This is a genomic window from Brevundimonas sp. GCM10030266, assembly GCF_042666595.1.
Lineage (GTDB): Bacteria > Pseudomonadota > Alphaproteobacteria > Caulobacterales > Caulobacteraceae > Brevundimonas.
The window spans coordinates 124,432-139,178 of the sequence record NZ_JBHTCY010000001.1; the positions used below are offsets into that span (position 1 = coordinate 124,432).

The 14,747-nt window shown below is 70.2% G+C and carries 17 protein-coding genes; 3 read left to right on the forward strand and 14 right to left on the reverse strand.

The genetic code is table 11. From position 1 onward, the window contains the following. Positions 1-101 precede the first annotated feature (101 nt). From ACFQQC_RS00735 to ACFQQC_RS00770, 8 genes are all read right to left on the reverse strand, one after another. On the reverse strand, positions 102-593 hold the full coding sequence (locus ACFQQC_RS00735; RefSeq protein WP_376858736.1) for a cytochrome c-type biogenesis protein CcmH: 492 nt from the start codon (positions 591-593) through the stop codon (positions 102-104). After that, positions 590-2,572, reverse strand: coding sequence for a heme lyase CcmF/NrfE family subunit (locus ACFQQC_RS00740; RefSeq protein ID WP_376858738.1), 1,983 nt, complete (start codon positions 2,570-2,572; stop codon positions 590-592). Before ACFQQC_RS00740 ends, ACFQQC_RS00735 begins: the two co-directional genes overlap by 4 nt. Then, on the reverse strand, positions 2,569-3,039 hold the full coding sequence (gene ccmE, locus ACFQQC_RS00745) for a cytochrome c maturation protein CcmE (RefSeq protein ID WP_376858739.1): 471 nt from the start codon (positions 3,037-3,039) through the stop codon (positions 2,569-2,571). Before ccmE ends, ACFQQC_RS00740 begins: the two co-directional genes overlap by 4 nt. Then, the gene (gene ccmI / locus ACFQQC_RS00750) at positions 3,036-3,842 is read right to left on the reverse strand and encodes a c-type cytochrome biogenesis protein CcmI (protein WP_376858741.1); all 807 of its coding nucleotides are present in this window, start codon (positions 3,840-3,842) and stop codon (positions 3,036-3,038) included. Before ccmI ends, ccmE begins: the two co-directional genes overlap by 4 nt. 37 nt (positions 3,843-3,879) lie before the next feature. Further along, on the reverse strand, positions 3,880-5,244 hold the full coding sequence (locus ACFQQC_RS00755; RefSeq protein ID WP_376858743.1) for a hypothetical protein: 1,365 nt from the start codon (positions 5,242-5,244) through the stop codon (positions 3,880-3,882). An 86-nt stretch (positions 5,245-5,330) separates the two neighbouring features. Next, a complete protein-coding gene (locus ACFQQC_RS00760; RefSeq protein WP_376858745.1) occupies positions 5,331-6,776 on the reverse strand; it encodes a sensor histidine kinase in 1,446 nt (481 codons plus the stop codon). Continuing rightward, on the reverse strand, positions 6,773-7,453 hold the full coding sequence (locus ACFQQC_RS00765) for a response regulator transcription factor (protein ID WP_376858747.1): 681 nt from the start codon (positions 7,451-7,453) through the stop codon (positions 6,773-6,775). The genes ACFQQC_RS00760 and ACFQQC_RS00765 overlap by 4 nt, the downstream gene beginning before the upstream one ends. An 8-nt stretch (positions 7,454-7,461) precedes the next feature. After that, positions 7,462-7,746, reverse strand: coding sequence for a hypothetical protein (locus ACFQQC_RS00770; protein ID WP_376858749.1), 285 nt, complete (start codon positions 7,744-7,746; stop codon positions 7,462-7,464). Positions 7,747-8,049: 303 nt separating this feature from the next. On the opposite strand from ACFQQC_RS00770, the gene ACFQQC_RS00775 reads away from it, so the two are divergent. Next, complete coding sequence (locus ACFQQC_RS00775; protein ID WP_376858751.1) at positions 8,050-8,421, forward strand: hypothetical protein; 372 nt, start codon at positions 8,050-8,052, stop codon at positions 8,419-8,421. A 450-nt stretch (positions 8,422-8,871) separates the two neighbouring features. Here the strand turns inward: ACFQQC_RS00775 and ACFQQC_RS00780 are convergent, their stop codons facing one another. From ACFQQC_RS00780 to thiD, 3 genes are read right to left on the reverse strand one after another with little or no spacing between them, the layout of a single operon-like run. Further along, positions 8,872-9,681, reverse strand: a complete 810-nt coding sequence (locus ACFQQC_RS00780) for a PhzF family phenazine biosynthesis protein (protein WP_376858753.1) — start codon at positions 9,679-9,681, stop codon at positions 8,872-8,874. Further along, the gene (locus ACFQQC_RS00785; protein WP_376858755.1) at positions 9,681-10,253 is read right to left on the reverse strand and encodes a nucleotidyltransferase family protein; all 573 of its coding nucleotides are present in this window, start codon (positions 10,251-10,253) and stop codon (positions 9,681-9,683) included. Before ACFQQC_RS00785 ends, ACFQQC_RS00780 begins: the two co-directional genes overlap by 1 nt. Further along, positions 10,250-11,047: a bifunctional hydroxymethylpyrimidine kinase/phosphomethylpyrimidine kinase gene (gene thiD / locus ACFQQC_RS00790; RefSeq protein ID WP_376858757.1), complete on the reverse strand. Its 798-nt coding sequence runs from the start codon at positions 11,045-11,047 to the stop codon at positions 10,250-10,252. The genes ACFQQC_RS00785 and thiD overlap by 4 nt, the downstream gene beginning before the upstream one ends. A gap of 126 nt (positions 11,048-11,173) precedes the next feature. On the opposite strand from thiD, the gene ACFQQC_RS00795 reads away from it, so the two are divergent. Both ACFQQC_RS00795 and ACFQQC_RS00800 read left to right on the forward strand, forming a co-directional pair. Beyond that, a complete protein-coding gene (locus tag ACFQQC_RS00795) occupies positions 11,174-11,596 on the forward strand; it encodes a DUF1579 family protein (RefSeq protein WP_376858759.1) in 423 nt (140 codons plus the stop codon). 99 nt (positions 11,597-11,695) lie between these two features. After that, on the forward strand, positions 11,696-12,940 hold the full coding sequence (locus ACFQQC_RS00800; RefSeq protein ID WP_376858761.1) for an NAD(P)/FAD-dependent oxidoreductase: 1,245 nt from the start codon (positions 11,696-11,698) through the stop codon (positions 12,938-12,940). Here the strand turns inward: ACFQQC_RS00800 and folP are convergent. The 3 genes from folP to ACFQQC_RS00815 are packed head-to-tail and all read right to left on the reverse strand — an operon-like array spanning position 12,924 to position 14,691. Continuing rightward, a complete protein-coding gene (gene folP, locus ACFQQC_RS00805) occupies positions 12,924-13,736 on the reverse strand; it encodes a dihydropteroate synthase (protein ID WP_376858763.1) in 813 nt (270 codons plus the stop codon). The two genes, ACFQQC_RS00800 and folP, sit on opposite strands and share 17 nt — an antisense overlap. Further along, entirely contained in the window at positions 13,736-14,038 is a 303-nt protein-coding gene (locus ACFQQC_RS00810) for a winged helix-turn-helix domain-containing protein (RefSeq protein ID WP_376858765.1), read from the reverse strand. Before ACFQQC_RS00810 ends, folP begins: the two co-directional genes overlap by 1 nt. A 2-nt stretch (positions 14,039-14,040) precedes the next feature. Continuing rightward, positions 14,041-14,691 (reverse strand): hypothetical protein, encoded by a 651-nt coding sequence (locus ACFQQC_RS00815; RefSeq protein WP_376858767.1) that lies wholly within the window; start codon positions 14,689-14,691, stop codon positions 14,041-14,043. Positions 14,692-14,747 lie beyond the last annotated feature (56 nt).

Below are 14,747 nucleotides of genomic sequence, written 5' to 3' on the forward strand. Positions count from 1 at the left end.
CGATCCTCTCACCGGGCGATGGAGCGCCCGTCAGGCGATGAATATAGAGCGTTTGCGAGTCTCACCAACGCCCGTGCGACGATGTTGGCTCCCGCCCCGCGTCAGTCGTCGGACCGCTTTGCGTCAGGATCGCGGCGAAGCTGGCCTTCGGCGAGAATATCAGACAGTCGGGCCTCTTCCTCGGCCGACAGCGGCGCGACCTCCGGCTTGCGACGGCGCGCGAAGGCCAGCAGGGCCGCGCCGACCGCCAGCACCACGGCGAACGGGCCGAACCACAGCAGCCAGGTGCCGATCCGCAGGGGCGGGGTGAACAGGACGAAGTCGCCGTAGCGGCGCACCAGATCCTCGCGGATGGCCTGATCGCTGCGCCCGGCGGCGATCTGGTCGCGGACCAGACCGCGCATGTCGGCGGCGATCCCTGCGGGGCTGTCGGCGATGGCCTCGTGCTGGCAGACGACGCAGCGGATATCCTCGAACAGCCGTTTGGCCCGCGCCTCCTGCGCCGCATCCGGCAGGGGCCTGTCGGGCGCGGGCGCCGGCTCGGCGGCCATCAGCCCGAGGGCCGCGACGGCGATGACGAGAGCGCGCTTCATGCCGTGGCCTTCCGCGGAGCGACGGCCAGTCTGAGACGGCGATCCATCAGCGACAGCACTCCGCCCAACGCCATGATCAGCGGACCCAGGAAGATCAGCCGCGCCCACGGGTTCCACCAGACCCGCACGCTCCAGGCCGGCGCGCCGTCGGTCGCCTGCGCCCGCTCGCCCAGCACGACATAGACGTCGTCCAGCCCCCGGAAATCGAGCCCGACCTCGGTCGTGGTCTGGCCGCCAGTGGGGAAGAAGCGGCGCTCGGCGGTGACCACCCGGGTCCGCCCGCCAGGCACGGAGACGCTCAGATGGCCCTGCTCGGCCAGATAGTTGGGCCCCTCGACGATACGGACGTCATCCAGCGTCACGGTCCATTTGCCGGCCTCCAGCGATTGGCCGACGGCCAGCGGACGGGCCGCCTCGATGCGGTAGCCGGTCTCGACCACGGCGCCGAGCACGAAGACCCCCAGCCCGGCGTGGGCCAGCGTCATGCCCCAGGCGCCGAGCGGCAGCCCCTTCGCCCGGCGCAGGGTCTCGGCCAGCGGCGCGCGGAACAGGCGGGTGCGCTCGGCCGTCTCGGCCAATGCGCCAAGGATCAGCCAGACGCCCATGCCGACGCCCGCCGCCGACAGGGCCTTGCGCGGCTCGAACACGGCGAAGGCCGCGAGCGCCAGCACGATCGTCAGCCCCCCGGCGACGGCCAGCCGCTGCAGCGCGCCCCGGGCGTCGCCGCGCTTCCAGGCCAGCAAGGGGCCGGCAGGCAGGATGATCAGGGCCACGGCCATCAGCGGCACGAAGGTCAGGTTGAAGTAGGGCGGCCCGACCGAGATGGTCGCCCCGGACGCCGCCTCGAGGATCAGCGGATAGAGGGTGCCCAGCAGCACGGTCGCGGCGGCGGCGGTCAGGAACAGGTTGTTCACGACCAGCGCCCCCTCGCGGCTGATCGGGGCGAACATGCCGCCGCCCTTCAACTGCGGCGCCCGCCAGGCGAACAGAGCGAAGGCCAGCCCCGCCGTGACGCCGAGGATCGCCAGCAGCACCAGTCCCCGTTTGGGATCGACAGCGAAGGCGTGGACGCTGGTCAGCACGCCGGAGCGCACCAGGAAGGCGCCCAGCATGGAGAAGCTGAAGGCCAGCAGCGCCAGGAAGGTGGTCCAGCCCGCCAGCGCCCCGCGCCGCTCGGTCACCACCGCGCTGTGCAGCAGGGCCGCGCCCGCCAGCCAGGGCAGGAAGCTGGCGTTCTCGACCGGGTCCCAGAACCACCAGCCGCCCCAGCCCAGCTCATAGTAGGCCCAGAAGCTGCCCAGCAGGATGCCGACGGTCAGGAAGGCCCAGCTGGCCAGGGCCCACGGCCGCACCCAGCGGCCCCAGGCGGGCCAGAAGCTGGCGTTGGCCCGGCCCTCGATCAGGGCGGCGACCGCCAGCGAGAAACACACGGAGAAGCCGACATAGCCCGCGTAGAGCAGCGGCGGATGGAAGGCGAGCGCGGGGTCCTGCAGCAGCGGGTTCAGCGACTGGCCCTGGAACGGGGCCGGGTTCAATCGGGTGAAGGGGTTGGAGGTGAAGACGGTGAAGGCCAGGAACAGGGCGCCCAGCGCCCCTTGCGTCGCGACCGCGCAGGTCTTCAACCCGAACGGCAGGTTCTGCGCCCGCGCCAGCGCCGCGCCGAACACGGTCATGACCAGACACCAGAGCACCAGCGAGCCCTCATGACTGCCCCAGGCGGCGGCCACCTTGTAGAGCATGGGCTTGTCGGTGTGGCTGTTGGCCGCGACGTTGGCGACCGAGAAGTCCGACACCACGAAGGCGAAGATCAGAGCCGCGAAGGCGACGGCGACCAGCCCCGCCGCGGCGATGGCCGACCCGTTGGCGGCGCCCGCCAGCACCGGGCTGCGACGCAGGCGACCGGCGGCGGCGATGATCGCCTGCAGCGTCGACAGGGCCAGGGCCAGAATGAGGGCGAAGGCCCCTGTTTCGACGATCACGAGACGGGGCCTCCGGCTTCGGGACGCCACTCGCCCTTGGCCTTCAGGCTCTCCTGAACCTCGCGCGGCATGTAGTTCTCGTCGTGCTTGGCCAGCACCTGTGTCGCCCGGAACGAGCGGTCCGGCAGGAAGGCGCCCTGGGCCACAATCCCCTGCCCCTCGCGGAACAGGTCCGGCAGGTCGCCGCGATAGACCACGCGGGTCGAGGCGAGGTTGTCGGTGACGACGAAGGCGACTTCACCGTCGTTGGAGCGCTGGACGCTGCCCATCTCGACCAGTCCGCCCAGCCGGATCACCCGGCCCTCCGGCGCCTTCTCCAGCGTCGCCTCGGACGGGGAGAAGAAGAAGGTCACGCTGTCGCGCATGGCGTAGAGCGACAGGCCCACGGCCAGGGCCAGGATCGGCGCCACGGCGACGAAGATCCACAGACGACGCCGCGCCTTGGGCGATTTCGGCAACCAGCTCATTGCGCGCCTCCGAACGGCGGCAGGCGGCGCTCAAGATCAGCCCGGCGCGGGTCGGCCGGATCGAGGACCGAGATCAGCGGCAGCCACAGACGGCGCGTCTCCGCCCCGTCGCCCCGCGCCAACGCCGCCTCGCCGAGGAAGTAGAGAGCGCCCAGCTGGCCGGGGTCCAGCTTCAGGGCCTCGCGGAAGGCGGCCTCGGCGTCGGCGCCGATCGTCCCGCCATTGGCCCGCACCAGACTTTCACCCAGCCGCGCCCAGCCCTGGGCGTCGTTCGGCGTCAGGGTCAGCATCCGGCGGAAGGCCGAGGCCGCGCCGATGGCGTCCCCCGCCTCGAACCGGGCCGCGCCCAGCATGGCCAGCGCCTGCGGATTGTCCGGCTGTTCCTTCACCTGCCGTTCGATCACGGCGGCGATCTGTTGCGCCTCCAGCGGCTCGGACAGCGTCGCCCACTGGTCGACGCGTCGCTCATAGGACTGGTCCGGCAGGCCCGCGGTTCCGACAACCAGATAGAGCCCCAGCGCCGCGGCGACGGTCGCGCCGATTCCGGCCAGCACCCAGACCCGGTCCTTCGCCCCGGCGCGAACCTCGGTCGGCGCACGCTGGGCGGACAGGATGCGACGGCCCGCCTCGGCCCGGGCGGCGGTCCAGCCGGCCTCGTCCAGCAGGCCACGCGTCTTCAGCCGGTCCAGCTCGGCCAGTTCAGCGGCCGCGGCGACCGTTTCCACGGCCTCGCCCGCGCCCGCGCCACGCCGGGCGCCGGCCAGCACCAGCAGGCCCGCGAGGGCCGCCAGAAGGGCTGTCATGATCCAGAAAAACATCATCGTTGCGCGATGTAGCCGATCAGGCTGCGCGCGACGAGGCCCCGGCTGTCGCAGGGCGTCCGCCGGCGACCGCCGCCCGCCGCCGCACCGCCCGCGCCGGCTCCTTCGCCTCGATCAGTTCAAGGTAGCGGGCGGCGATGGACACCAGCCGCAGGGCGTGGGCTTCGTCCGGCGCCTCGCCGTCGTTGACCAGGGTCAGGACCTCGTCCGCATAGCCGCCCAAGCGCTCGGTCAGGGCCTCGACCAGCGTCCGACGCGCCGCCTCGCTGCCGAACACGGCCGCCGCGCCGCGCGTGGCGCCGACCAGCCGCAGCAGGGCCAGAGCGGCGTCGGCGGCCTCGCCCCGGGCGGGGGCCTCCAGCATCGGCGCCATCCGGCTCATCCGGCCGGAGGTCTGGACACGCGTCAGCGGCAGGGCCCTGTCCACCGCCTTGTCCGCCGTGCGCAGCAGGCCCGCCAGCCAGGCGGACACCTTGGTGCGGCTGTCGCGCACCCGGCGGCCCCATTCGGACGACGGATCCAGCGTCAGGGTCACGTCCAGCTCGGCCAGCACGCCCGCGCACCAGTCCAGATCGGCGATGACCGCATCCACGCCGCTCTCGCCCGCTTCCGGCCGATAGCTCGCCAGTCGCCCCGCGCGCTCATCGACGCCGCTGAGCAGGCGATCCACGAACCCGGCCAGTTCGGAGGCGCTGAGGAAGCCCTTCCGCCCGGCCACCTCGGAGCTGCGGGTGATGATCCGCAGCACCAGCACCGCGTCGTCCAGCTGGGAGAACAGCATCTCCAGGAAGCGGCTCGCGCCGTCCTGATGGATGTCGGAACAGTCCTTCACCAGCAGGCGGAGTTCGGCCAGCTGGTCATCATCGGGCCGCTTGAGCCAGACCTCGATGGAGGGCAGGCCGCGCCGGGCCAGATGCGCCAGATCCAGACTGGCGGCCAGATCGAACAACCCCTGTTCGCGACGGTCGGGCTGCAGGTCTTCCGGCCAGATCAGCGCGGGCCGGTCGCGCACGGCTGCGGCGGCGGACTGGCAGTAGCGGTTGGCCACCGTCACCGCGTCAGGATTGTCGGGATCGTCGAGCCGGGTCAGCAGGTCCGGCTCCCGCTCGATCGCGGCCCGCCACAGGCGCGGCAGGACGGCGGGCGGGAAGCTGATGGCGGCGATGCCGTCCGCGCGCGGCTGGAACATGCGCGTGATGGGCGCCAGCACCATGGTGCGACGGGCCCGGTCCCGCATCTCCTCGGCCAGCATCAGGCGCAGCTCGGCGGCGCGACCACCGGGCAGGGCGGCGACCGCGGCGGAGACGGACTTGAGGACGTTCTCCGGGCATCGCCCGATCAGGGCGGCTAGCGCAATTCGATGGGCGGCGGTCAGCCCGGACATGAAACCCTTTCGAGCCGGAACGTCTTCCGGAAGAGCCCCAAGATGGAGTAGCCAAGGTTAACAGCGGATAACCAGCTGTTCCGGCGTCAGATTTCCGCTGTCGGAAGCTCCAGAAGCACCTTCAGCCCGCCCATGTCGCTGTCGCCCAGGGTGATGCGGCCGCCGTAGGCGCGGGTCAGTTCCACGACGATGGACAGGCCCAAGCCCGAGCCCGGCGTGGTCTCATCCATCCGCATGCCGCGCTGCAGGGCAGCCTCACGCTGGTCGGCGGGGAGGCCCGGGCCGTCATCTTCGACCACCACGACCATCTGGCCCAGCCCGGTGGCGCCGGCGGCGATGCGCACCCGGCGCTTCGACCATTTGCAGGCGTTCTCCATCAGATTGCCGAGGATCTCCTGCAGGTCCTGCCGTTCGCCGCGGAAGCCCAGTTCGTCGGGCGCGCGCCAGTCGATCTCGACGCCCTTCCACTCGAACACCCGCTCCAGCATGACCGCCATTTCGTCCAGCACCTCGGCGATGGGCGTGCGCTCGCCCAGCACATGGGCGCGGGCGGCGGCGCGGGCGCGGCGAAGATGGTGATCGACCTGGGCCTTCATGACCTCGGTCTGCTTGCGCACCAGATCGGGCAGCGCCCCTTCCTGCGTCCCCGCCTCGGCCAACATGACCGACAGCGGCGTCTTCAACGCGTGGGCCAGGTTGCCGACGTGGGTCCGCTGGCGCTCCACCGTCTCCTGATTGTGGTCCAGCAGGCGATTGACCTGCTCGGCCAACGGCTGGATTTCCAGCGGATAGCTGTGAACGATCCGCGCGGCCTTGCCCTTGCGGACGTCCGAGATTTCGTTGCGCAGGCCGAAAAGGGGCCGCAGGCCGATCTGCACCTGCAGGAACACCGCCACCACCAGACCCAGGCCGAGGATCAGCAGCGCCGTCCAGGTGAAGGTCGCGAACTGGCGGGCGTCGGCGTCGATCATCGACCGGTCGATCCCGGCCATCAGCACCAGCGGCGCCTCCCGCCCCGGCAGGGTCTTCAGGCTGGCGGCGACCCGCAGGGGTTTGTCGATGGGGCCGATAGCGTTGTAGCTGATCGTCTGGCCGAAGGCGTTGTTCAGGCGATCCGGCAGGCTGGCCGGCACCACCAGATCCTCCCCCGCCAACGACGGCGACCGCGCCAGGATGCGCACGCGGCCATTTCGGGTCAGCTCGCCCAGCGCCCAGTATTTGCCGGACAGGGGACGGAGGGTCCGCGAATCCTTGATCTCGGCCACCGTCACGCCGTCGGGCGTCACGGTCGCGGCCAGCACCACATCGTCGATGGTCTCGTTCAGCACGAAGCCGAGCCGACGCAGGGTGCTTTCCTCGTACTGGCGGGTCAGCACCCAGCCGGTCAGCAGCAGGGCGACCACGATCCACGCCGCGGCCAGCCAGATCAGGCGACGGGTCAGGCTGCGGCCCGGACGGAGCCAGCGCCCCAGCCGTTTCGCTTCGGTCGGCGACTCCTCGCCTCGGGCCGTGCCCCCCGCCGCGTCGGTCACGCCGCTTCGGACTCCCCGGCCAGCGGGGTCAGGCGGTAGCCGAGGCCGCGCACGGTCTCGATCCGGTCGGAACCGATCTTCTTGCGCAGGCGGCCAACGAAGACCTCGATGGTGTTCGAGTCGCGGTCGAAGTCCTGATCATACAGGTGCTCGACCAGTTCGGTGCGGCTGATGACCCGGCCCTGATGCATCATCATGTAGTGCAGCAGCCGGTACTCGAGCGAGGTCAGGCGCAGGGGCTCGCCGTTGACGCTGGCGCGCGCCGCGCGCGGGTCGAGGCGCAGGCCGCCGCACGACAGGGTCGCCGAGGCGATGCCGGCCGAACGACGCAGCAGGGCGCGCAGACGGGCCAGCAGCTCCTCGGTGTGGAAGGGCTTGGTCAGATAGTCGTCGGCCCCGGCGTCGAAGCCCGACACCTTGTCCGACCAGGCCCCGCGCGCGGTCAGGATCAGGACCGGCGTGGTCTTGCCGTCCCGACGCCAGCGCTCCAGCACGGACACCCCGTCGATCTTGGGCAGGCCGAGGTCCAGCACCACCACGTCATAAGGCTCGTTGTCGCCGAGGTAGTGAGCCTCCTCGCCATCCGCCGCATGATCCACCGCATAGCCGGCGTCGCCCAGGGCGACCTTCAGCTGCCGCGACAGATCGACATCATCCTCAACCAGAAGAACGCGCATTGATGATCCTACCGGCTGGCGTCGACGGTGACGTTGAAGATGCGGCCGTCGCGCTCGAAGGCGAAGACATAGCTGTTCCCGGACTGTCCGCGATACCCGACGAAGCGGGCGTCGCCGGCGCGCGACTGGGCGATGCGCTGGGCCTCGGACTGGCTCATCTGCGGGCGTTCACGCTCACGCGGCTGCGACTGCTCACGGCCCGGCGAGCGGCGATCACCGCGCGGACCATCCTGCGCGGCGGCGGCCGACAGGGGCGCGATCGCCATCAGGGCGGCGACAACAATGACAGGCATCCGTTTCATGATGACGGGTTTAGTCTCGCGGCTCTGAACGACGGCTGAACAGCCAGTCTAGACATGTTTCATCGCCCTCGCGTCGTCCGGCGTGCATCAGGAGACTCTTTTTTGCGAGCCCGGGTGATCCCCCTCACGCGCGCACGGATCATTCTTCAATCGCGACGAACGCCCCCGGAGCGTGACGGCGATTTCATCCTGATGAACGCTAACTGACTTTCGCTGTTCAGATCGGGCTCAGGCCGGGGGTGCTTTTCTCCATGTCAACGCAGCCACCTCGGTTGCGCCAACAGGAGAGACCCGATGTTCAAGAAAGCCATCATCCCCGCCCTCGTCCTGGCCGCGGCTTCCGTCGCGGTCCCGGCAGTCGCCTCGGCCCAGTCGCACCGCTACGACGGTCCGCGTTACGAGCAGAACCACCGTGGCTGGCAACCGATCGCCCAGCGCAAATACAATCTGGATCGCCGCATCGACGTCGGCCAGCGCAACGGCTCGCTGAGCCGTCGGGAAGCCACCCGCCTGCGCGGTCAGCTGAACGAGCTGGTTCGCCTCGAGTACAGCTACCAGCGCGGCGGCCTGACGGTCCGTGAGCGCAACGATCTGGACCGCCGCTACGACAACCTGTCGCGTCAGGTCCGCTGGGAACGCGCCGACAACAACGGCCGTCGCCGGTAACATCTGACCTTCCCTCCCCGAGAGGTCAGCGAGGGGCGCGATCCGCAAGGGTCGCGCCCCTTTCCCTTGGGCCGCGCCCGGGTGGAAAGTGCACTCAAAAAAAGGGGTCCAGACTGACCAGATCGTCCACTTTCGCGCGTGCGCCGGAGGGGGTGTTCGATTGTCAAAGACCAGAGAACGCAGTCTAGCAGGGTGATGCGTCAGATTTGGACGTACGGTCGGATTCCCTTCTCCCGATGGGAGAAGGTGGCGGGGCGGAGCCCCGTCGGATGAGGGGCGGCTGCTTCAGTCGGCCCAAGCCGACCGCCCGGAACAGCGACACGGCTTACGCCGAATGCCAACGAGCGCCCCTCACCCTTTGGCTGCTACGCGCCGCCCTTCGGGTCGCGCAGCCACTCGCTACGCTCGCGGGCGCTCAAGCCCTCTCCCATCGGGAGAGGGACCGGAACCTCAGACCCTCAACCGGCTCTCGATCACTGTCATCGCCTGCCCGCGCAGCAGGACGCGGTCGCCGTTCAGGACAGTGGCGATGTCGCCGCCGCGGCCGGGGAAGACCTGCCGGAAGCGGACGTCGGCGCGCCCCAGCTTGTCCGCATACAGCGGCGCCAGGATGCAGTGGGCCGAGCCGGTCGCCGGATCCTCGTCCACCCCGCAGCCGGGGGCGAAGAAGCGGTCGACCACATCGACGTCGTCAGACGGTTCGGCGGGGGCGCAGACAATGACCTGGCCGGGTTCACCCGCTTCGCCCTGCAGGGTGGCGAGGCCGCGAATGTCGGGCGCACAGGCGTGAACGGCGGCGGCATCAGCGAGCACAGCGACCAGATAACGCCCGGCCCAGACCTCCAGCGGCGCGACACCCAAGGCCTCGGCCAGTCCTTCGACGGCGCCGGTGCGACGGGGCGGATCGGCCGGGAAGTCCATCTCATAGCCGCCGTCGCTCGCCCGCACGATCAGCGGCCCGGAGCGGGTGTCGAAGGTCAGGGCGTCAACCGACAGCCCCAGCTCGGCCAGCAGCACATGGGCGGAGGCGAGGGTGGCGTGCCCGCACAGATCGACCTCCATCCGCGGGGTGAACCAGCGCAGGCCGAAGCGGGCGGGATCATCGGTCCGCAGGAGGAAAGCGGTCTCGGCCTGATTGTTCTCCTTCGCCAGCGCCTGCATCCACGCAGCGTCCGGCCACTGGTCGAAGGGCTCCACCACACAGGCGGGATTGCCCTTGAAGGGGGCAGAAGCGAAGGCGTCGATGGTCCACTGCTTCACTATGCTGTCTCCACCCTCAGCTCAGGCCACCGCTCTTTCGCGCTCGCCACCGCCTTGTCCCAGCCCTTCGCCAGCGGGCGGTTCGGGTTGGGGCGCAAAACCATAGCGAACATGTCGTCCAGCCCGAAGGGCGCCGCGACGCTGATGCTGTCATCCGCCTCCAGCCGCACGCCGACCGAGAAGGCCGGGGCGACGAAGCGGCTGAGGGCCGTGTCTGTGTCGGGCAGGGCCTCATAGGGCTCGCCGAAGCGCTCAGGGAACCAGATGTGGACGCGGGCCTGATTGCGGACCTCGACGATGTCGCGGAAGGGCGGCTCGAAGGCGGAGGCGACCTTCTTGATCACCTTGTCCTCGGCGTCCCAGCTGGTGTCCGGGTCGAAATAGCCGAGGTCGTAATCCTTGATCCCGTAGCCGACCGGGCGGCCGGTCAGGTCGTTCCAGACGGCCTGATAGACAGCGCCCGAGAACACCCGCCAGTCGTTCAGCCCGAGACCACGCACCGTCGTCAGCACGTGCATCAGGTCGGGGTTGGCGCGAACGATCTTGCCGAGCCGGACCTCCAGATCGCTCATCGGCGCAGCGTCCAGCCGTGATCCAGCGGACCGTGCCCGCCGCCGAGGCCGGGGGCGCGGCGGATGGCTTCGGCGACATAGGCCCAGGCCTCGGTCACGGCGATTTCGAGCGGCAGCCCCTTGGCCAGACCGGCGGCGCAGGCGCTGGCCAAGGTGCAGCCGGTGCCGTGGGTGTGGCGGGTGTCGACGCGCTCGCCCTCCAGCAGGGTCTCGCCCTCCGGGGTGACCAGAACGTCGGTGACGCGGTCGCCGGTGGCGACGTGGCCGCCCTTCATCAGCACCGCCTTGGCGCCCATGCCGAGCAGGAACTCGCCCGCCCGGCGCTGGCCGTCGAGGTCGGCGACCGTGAGGCCGGTCAGGGCCTCGGCCTCGGGCGCGTTGGGGGTCAGCAGGGCGGCGCGCGGGATCATCAGCGACCGCACCGCCTGCACCGCCTCGTCCGGCAGCAGGGGGTGGCCGCCCTTGGCGATCATGACCGGGTCCACGACCACGGCGGCGTCGGAGGTGTCGAGGATGGCGGCGACCCGCTCGACCACATCGGTGGAGCCCAGCATGCCGGTCTTGATGGCGTCGGCGCCGATGTCGTCCAGCACCGCCCGCGCCTGCGCCTCGATCAAGTCCAGCGGCAGGGGATGGACGCCGTGAACGCCCAGGGTGTTCTGAACCGTGATGGCGGTGATGGCGGTGGCCGCGAAGCCGCCCATGGCCGTCACGGCCTTGGTGTCCGCCTGTATGCCCGCGCCGCCGCCCGAGTCCGAGCCGGCGATGATCAGGACGCGTCCGAGAGAGGTCATGGACTGCGAATGGCCGAGTCCGGAGCGGCGGGCAAGCGGCCAGAGGCATATTGACGCCCTCGCCCGCCGACACCGATCCAGGTTCGCCTGTCGCCGTTAGGGTCAGACCGCAGCAGGAGAACGATCATGAGCGACTGGCTGGACCGACTGGTGGGCGAGTGGACCTATGAGGCCGACAGCATACCGTCCGATCCCGAACGGCAGAGCACGGGCGCGGAGACGGTGACCCGGCGGGGCGCCTGGATCGTCATCGAGAGCGATGACCACGCCCGCTTCCAGCTGGCGCTGGACAAGGAGACCGGGCGCGTCACCGGCGACTTCATCAGCTGGGAGTATGCGGGCCTGTGGGTCTATGATGGCGCGCCGGACGGGGACCGCATGACTCTGGCCAGCCGCGGACCGCGCATGGACGGGACGCCGGGCGAGACCGACTATGAGGACACCTGGGAGATCGTGTCGAACGATGAGCGGACCACCACGGGCCGCTTTCGCGACGACGACGGGGAATGGCGGGACTTCAATGTGACCCGCTATCGCCGGAAGCGCTGATCCGGGCTGCGGCAACCTGACCGTCGGAAAACAGCGCTCCGGACGAGCATTCCGGCGCGATATTCACTAGATAGGGAATATCGGAACAGGAGAGCTGTCGTGTCGAGGAAGACCGTGGTGATCGTGGGCGCCGGATTTGGCGGGCTGGCCGCCGCGCGCGCCTTCAGGGGCGCGGATGTCGATGTGGTGCTGATCGATCGGACCAACCACCACCTGTTCCAGCCCCTGCTCTATCAGGTCGCCACCGCCGCTCTGTCGCCCGCCGACATCGCCACGGCCTCGCGCACCCTGCTTCGCGGCCAGAAGAACGTCACCGTCCTGATGGGCGAGGTGACGGGGGTGGATGCGACGGCGAAGGTGGTGCGGCTGAAGGACGGGCCGGATCAGGCCTATGACTGGCTGATCCTGGCCACCGGCGCGGCCTACAGCTTCTTCGGGCATCCGGAGTGGAGCGACGAGGCCGAGGTGCTGAAGTCGCTGGACGACGCCCTGACCATCCGCCGCAAGCTGCTGGCCGCCTTCGAGAAGGCCGAGCTGGCCGACGATCCGGAGGAGGCGCGCCGGCTGATGACCTTCGTCGTCGTGGGCGCCGGGCCGACCGGGGTCGAGACCGCCGGGACCATCGCCGAGATGGCGCGGATGACCCTGCGCCACGAGTTCCGCCGGATCGACACGACCCGGGCGCGGGTCATCCTGTTCGAGGCCGGACCGCGCGTGCTGGCCGCCTTCCCCGAGGACCTGTCGGCCTATGCGAAGACGGCGCTGGAGGAGCTGGGCGTCGAGGTGCGGACAGGGACCGCGGTCGAGATGATCGCGGACGGCGTGGTGCGCGCGGGCGGCGAGACCGTCGAGGCCGCCGCCGTGCTGTGGAGCGCCGGGGTCGAGGCGCGACCGGCGGCGCAATGGCTGGGCGCCGAGGCGGTGCGCAACGGCGGGGTGGTGGTCGGATCGGACTGCGCCGTGCCGGGCGTGGCGGATGTCTTCGCCATCGGCGACGTGGCCAGCTTCCGGCAGGACGGCAAGCCCCTGCCCGGCCTCGCCCCGGTGGCCAAGCAGCAGGGCAAATGGGTCGGCAAGCTGGTCCGCGCCCGCGCCGAGGGGCGGCCCGATCCGGCGCCGTTCCGCTATCGCGACTGGGGCACGATGGCGGTGATCGGCCGGTCGAAGGCGGTGGCCCTGCTGGGGCCGTGGAAGCTGAAGGGCTTCATCGCCTGGCTGGCCTGGTCGATGGTCCACCTGATGCTGCTGATCGACTTCCGCAGCCGGGTCATCGTCTATGTGAACTGGACCTGGGCCTGGTTCACCATGGGTCGCGGCGCAAGGCTGCTCACCCGGCTGCCATGACAGCGGCCTGAACCGACAGGGCCTGGACGGTCTCGCGGACGTCGTGGACGCGGATGATCTGGGCCCCGCGCCGGGCCGCCTCCAGCGCCAGCGCCAGCGAGCCGCCGAGACGGTCAGTAGCCTGAATGGCCGTCGGGTCGATGGCGGCGATGGTGCGCTTGCGGCTGGCGGCGTAGAGGACCGGAAGGCCGGTGGCGCCCAGCCGTTCGAGGTTCGCGGTCAGGGCCATGTTGTGCGCCAGCGTCTTGCCGAAACCGATGCCGGGATCGAGCCACAGCTTGTCCGGCGCGACGCCCGCGGCCATCACCTCGCCCGCCCGGACGGCCAGCCAGTCGACGACCTCGGAGACCACGTCGTCGTAGTGGGGGGCGTCCTGCATGGTGCGCGGCTCGCCCTTCATGTGCATCAGCACCACGTCGCAGCCGAGGTCCACGGCAGTCGGCAGGCTGGCGGGCGAGAAGCCGAGGGCGGTGACGTCGTTCCAGATATTGGCGCCCGCCCCGACGGCGGCGGCGGCCACCTCGGGCTTCATGGTGTCGATGCTGATCGGGCCGTCCCAGAGGGCGCGCAGGCCGGCGACGACGGGGGCGGTCCGCATCACCTCATCCTCAATGCTGACGGGCTCGGCGCCGGGCCGGGTGCTCTCGCCGCCGATGTCGAGGATGTCTGCGCCCTGCCGGACCAGCTCCAGCCCGTGGGCGATCGCGGCCTCGACCGTGTCGTGCCGCCCGCCGTCCGAGAAGCTGTCGGGCGTGACGTTGACGATGCCCATGACGCGGGGACGCAGAACGGCCATCAGCCCTTGCCCCCGATCAGGTTGCCGAGCGCCATCAGGTAGCTCTTGAAGGCGTTTCGGCCGGGTTCGGTGATGGAGACGCGGGTCAGGGGCTTGTTGTTCACGAAGCTCTTGTCGATGGCGACATAGCCCGCCTCCTCCAGCTTCTTGAGGTGGACGGAGAGGTTGCCCTGGGTGGCCTCCAGGACGGTCTTCAGCTCGGTGAAGTCGGCGGTCTCGACGTCGGCCAGATAGACCATGATCCCCAGCCGCATGCGACCGTGGATGACCTCGTCGATCCGTCCGAGATCGGCCAGCCCCATGCTCAGGCGGCCTTCAGCCCGGCCTTGCGGGCGTCGCGGTACAGGATCCAGCCCGGCAGGGCGAACAGCAGGAACAGGGCGACGGTGCAGACGCCCAGATAGGCCAGCGGCTGGCGCACCAGCACGCCCAGCGCCACCGCCGCGACCCAGCCGCCGAGGGCGACGGCCAGCATCCAGCCCTTCTTCTTCAGCATCCAGGCGACGTACCAGGCGGCGGCCTGAAGGGCGAAGACGATGGCGGCGTAGTAGAGCCAGACGGCGAAGTCCTGATCGCGCCAGGAGCCGACCGCGAAGACAATGATCACCGCCGTATTGGCCATGCCGGTGGCGTTGAAGGCGGCGCTGGTCACCCTTGAGGCCAGCGGCCCGCGATTGCCCGCCCCCGTCTTGCGGTCCCGCAGGATCGCCCAGGTCAGGATGGACAGGAAGGTCCCGGTGATCGCCACCACGAACAGCAGGTTGGCGAGGTCGGGCCAGTCGATGATCCCGAACACCTGACCGAGGTGGAACAGGCACTGCAGGCCGTACAGCAGACCGCCGGCGAGGTAGCAGACGGCCAGGGTCATGGGCACGCTGCCGCCGCCGCCCTCGACGATCGAGCGCATGAAGGCGAGGTCATCCTCGGGCGAATGCAGACGGGGCTTGGCGGGCATAGTGGTCCCTCTGGGCGATTCTCTTCGGGCTGCCGACTGATCCGGGGTGGACCAGT

Excerpts from the sequence above, each read along its gene's own strand:
- ACFQQC_RS00755 (WP_376858743.1), bottom strand. The coding sequence starts at position 5,244 with ATGTCCGGGCTGACCGCCGCCCATCGAATTGCGCTAGCCGCCCTGATC.
- ACFQQC_RS00810 (WP_376858765.1), bottom strand. The coding sequence starts at position 14,038 with ATGGGGCTGGCCGATCTCGGACGGATCGACGAGGTCATCCACGGTCGC.
- ACFQQC_RS00815 (WP_376858767.1), bottom strand. The coding sequence starts at position 14,691 with ATGCCCGCCAAGCCCCGTCTGCATTCGCCCGAGGATGACCTCGCCTTC.
- thiD (WP_376858757.1), bottom strand. The coding sequence starts at position 11,047 with ATGACCTCTCTCGGACGCGTCCTGATCATCGCCGGCTCGGACTCGGGC.
- ACFQQC_RS00735 (WP_376858736.1), bottom strand. The coding sequence starts at position 593 with ATGAAGCGCGCTCTCGTCATCGCCGTCGCGGCCCTCGGGCTGATGGCC.
- ACFQQC_RS00795 (WP_376858759.1), top strand. The coding sequence starts at position 11,174 with ATGAGCGACTGGCTGGACCGACTGGTGGGCGAGTGGACCTATGAGGCC.
- ccmE (WP_376858739.1), bottom strand. The coding sequence starts at position 3,039 with ATGAGCTGGTTGCCGAAATCGCCCAAGGCGCGGCGTCGTCTGTGGATC.
- ACFQQC_RS00765 (WP_376858747.1), bottom strand. The coding sequence starts at position 7,453 with ATGCGCGTTCTTCTGGTTGAGGATGATGTCGATCTGTCGCGGCAGCTG.
- ACFQQC_RS00770 (WP_376858749.1), bottom strand. The coding sequence starts at position 7,746 with ATGCCTGTCATTGTTGTCGCCGCCCTGATGGCGATCGCGCCCCTGTCG.
- ccmI (WP_376858741.1), bottom strand. The coding sequence starts at position 3,842 with ATGACAGCCCTTCTGGCGGCCCTCGCGGGCCTGCTGGTGCTGGCCGGC.
- ACFQQC_RS00775 (WP_376858751.1), top strand. The coding sequence starts at position 8,050 with ATGTTCAAGAAAGCCATCATCCCCGCCCTCGTCCTGGCCGCGGCTTCC.
- folP (WP_376858763.1), bottom strand. The coding sequence starts at position 13,736 with ATGGCCGTTCTGCGTCCCCGCGTCATGGGCATCGTCAACGTCACGCCC.
- ACFQQC_RS00785 (WP_376858755.1), bottom strand. The coding sequence starts at position 10,253 with ATGAGCGATCTGGAGGTCCGGCTCGGCAAGATCGTTCGCGCCAACCCC.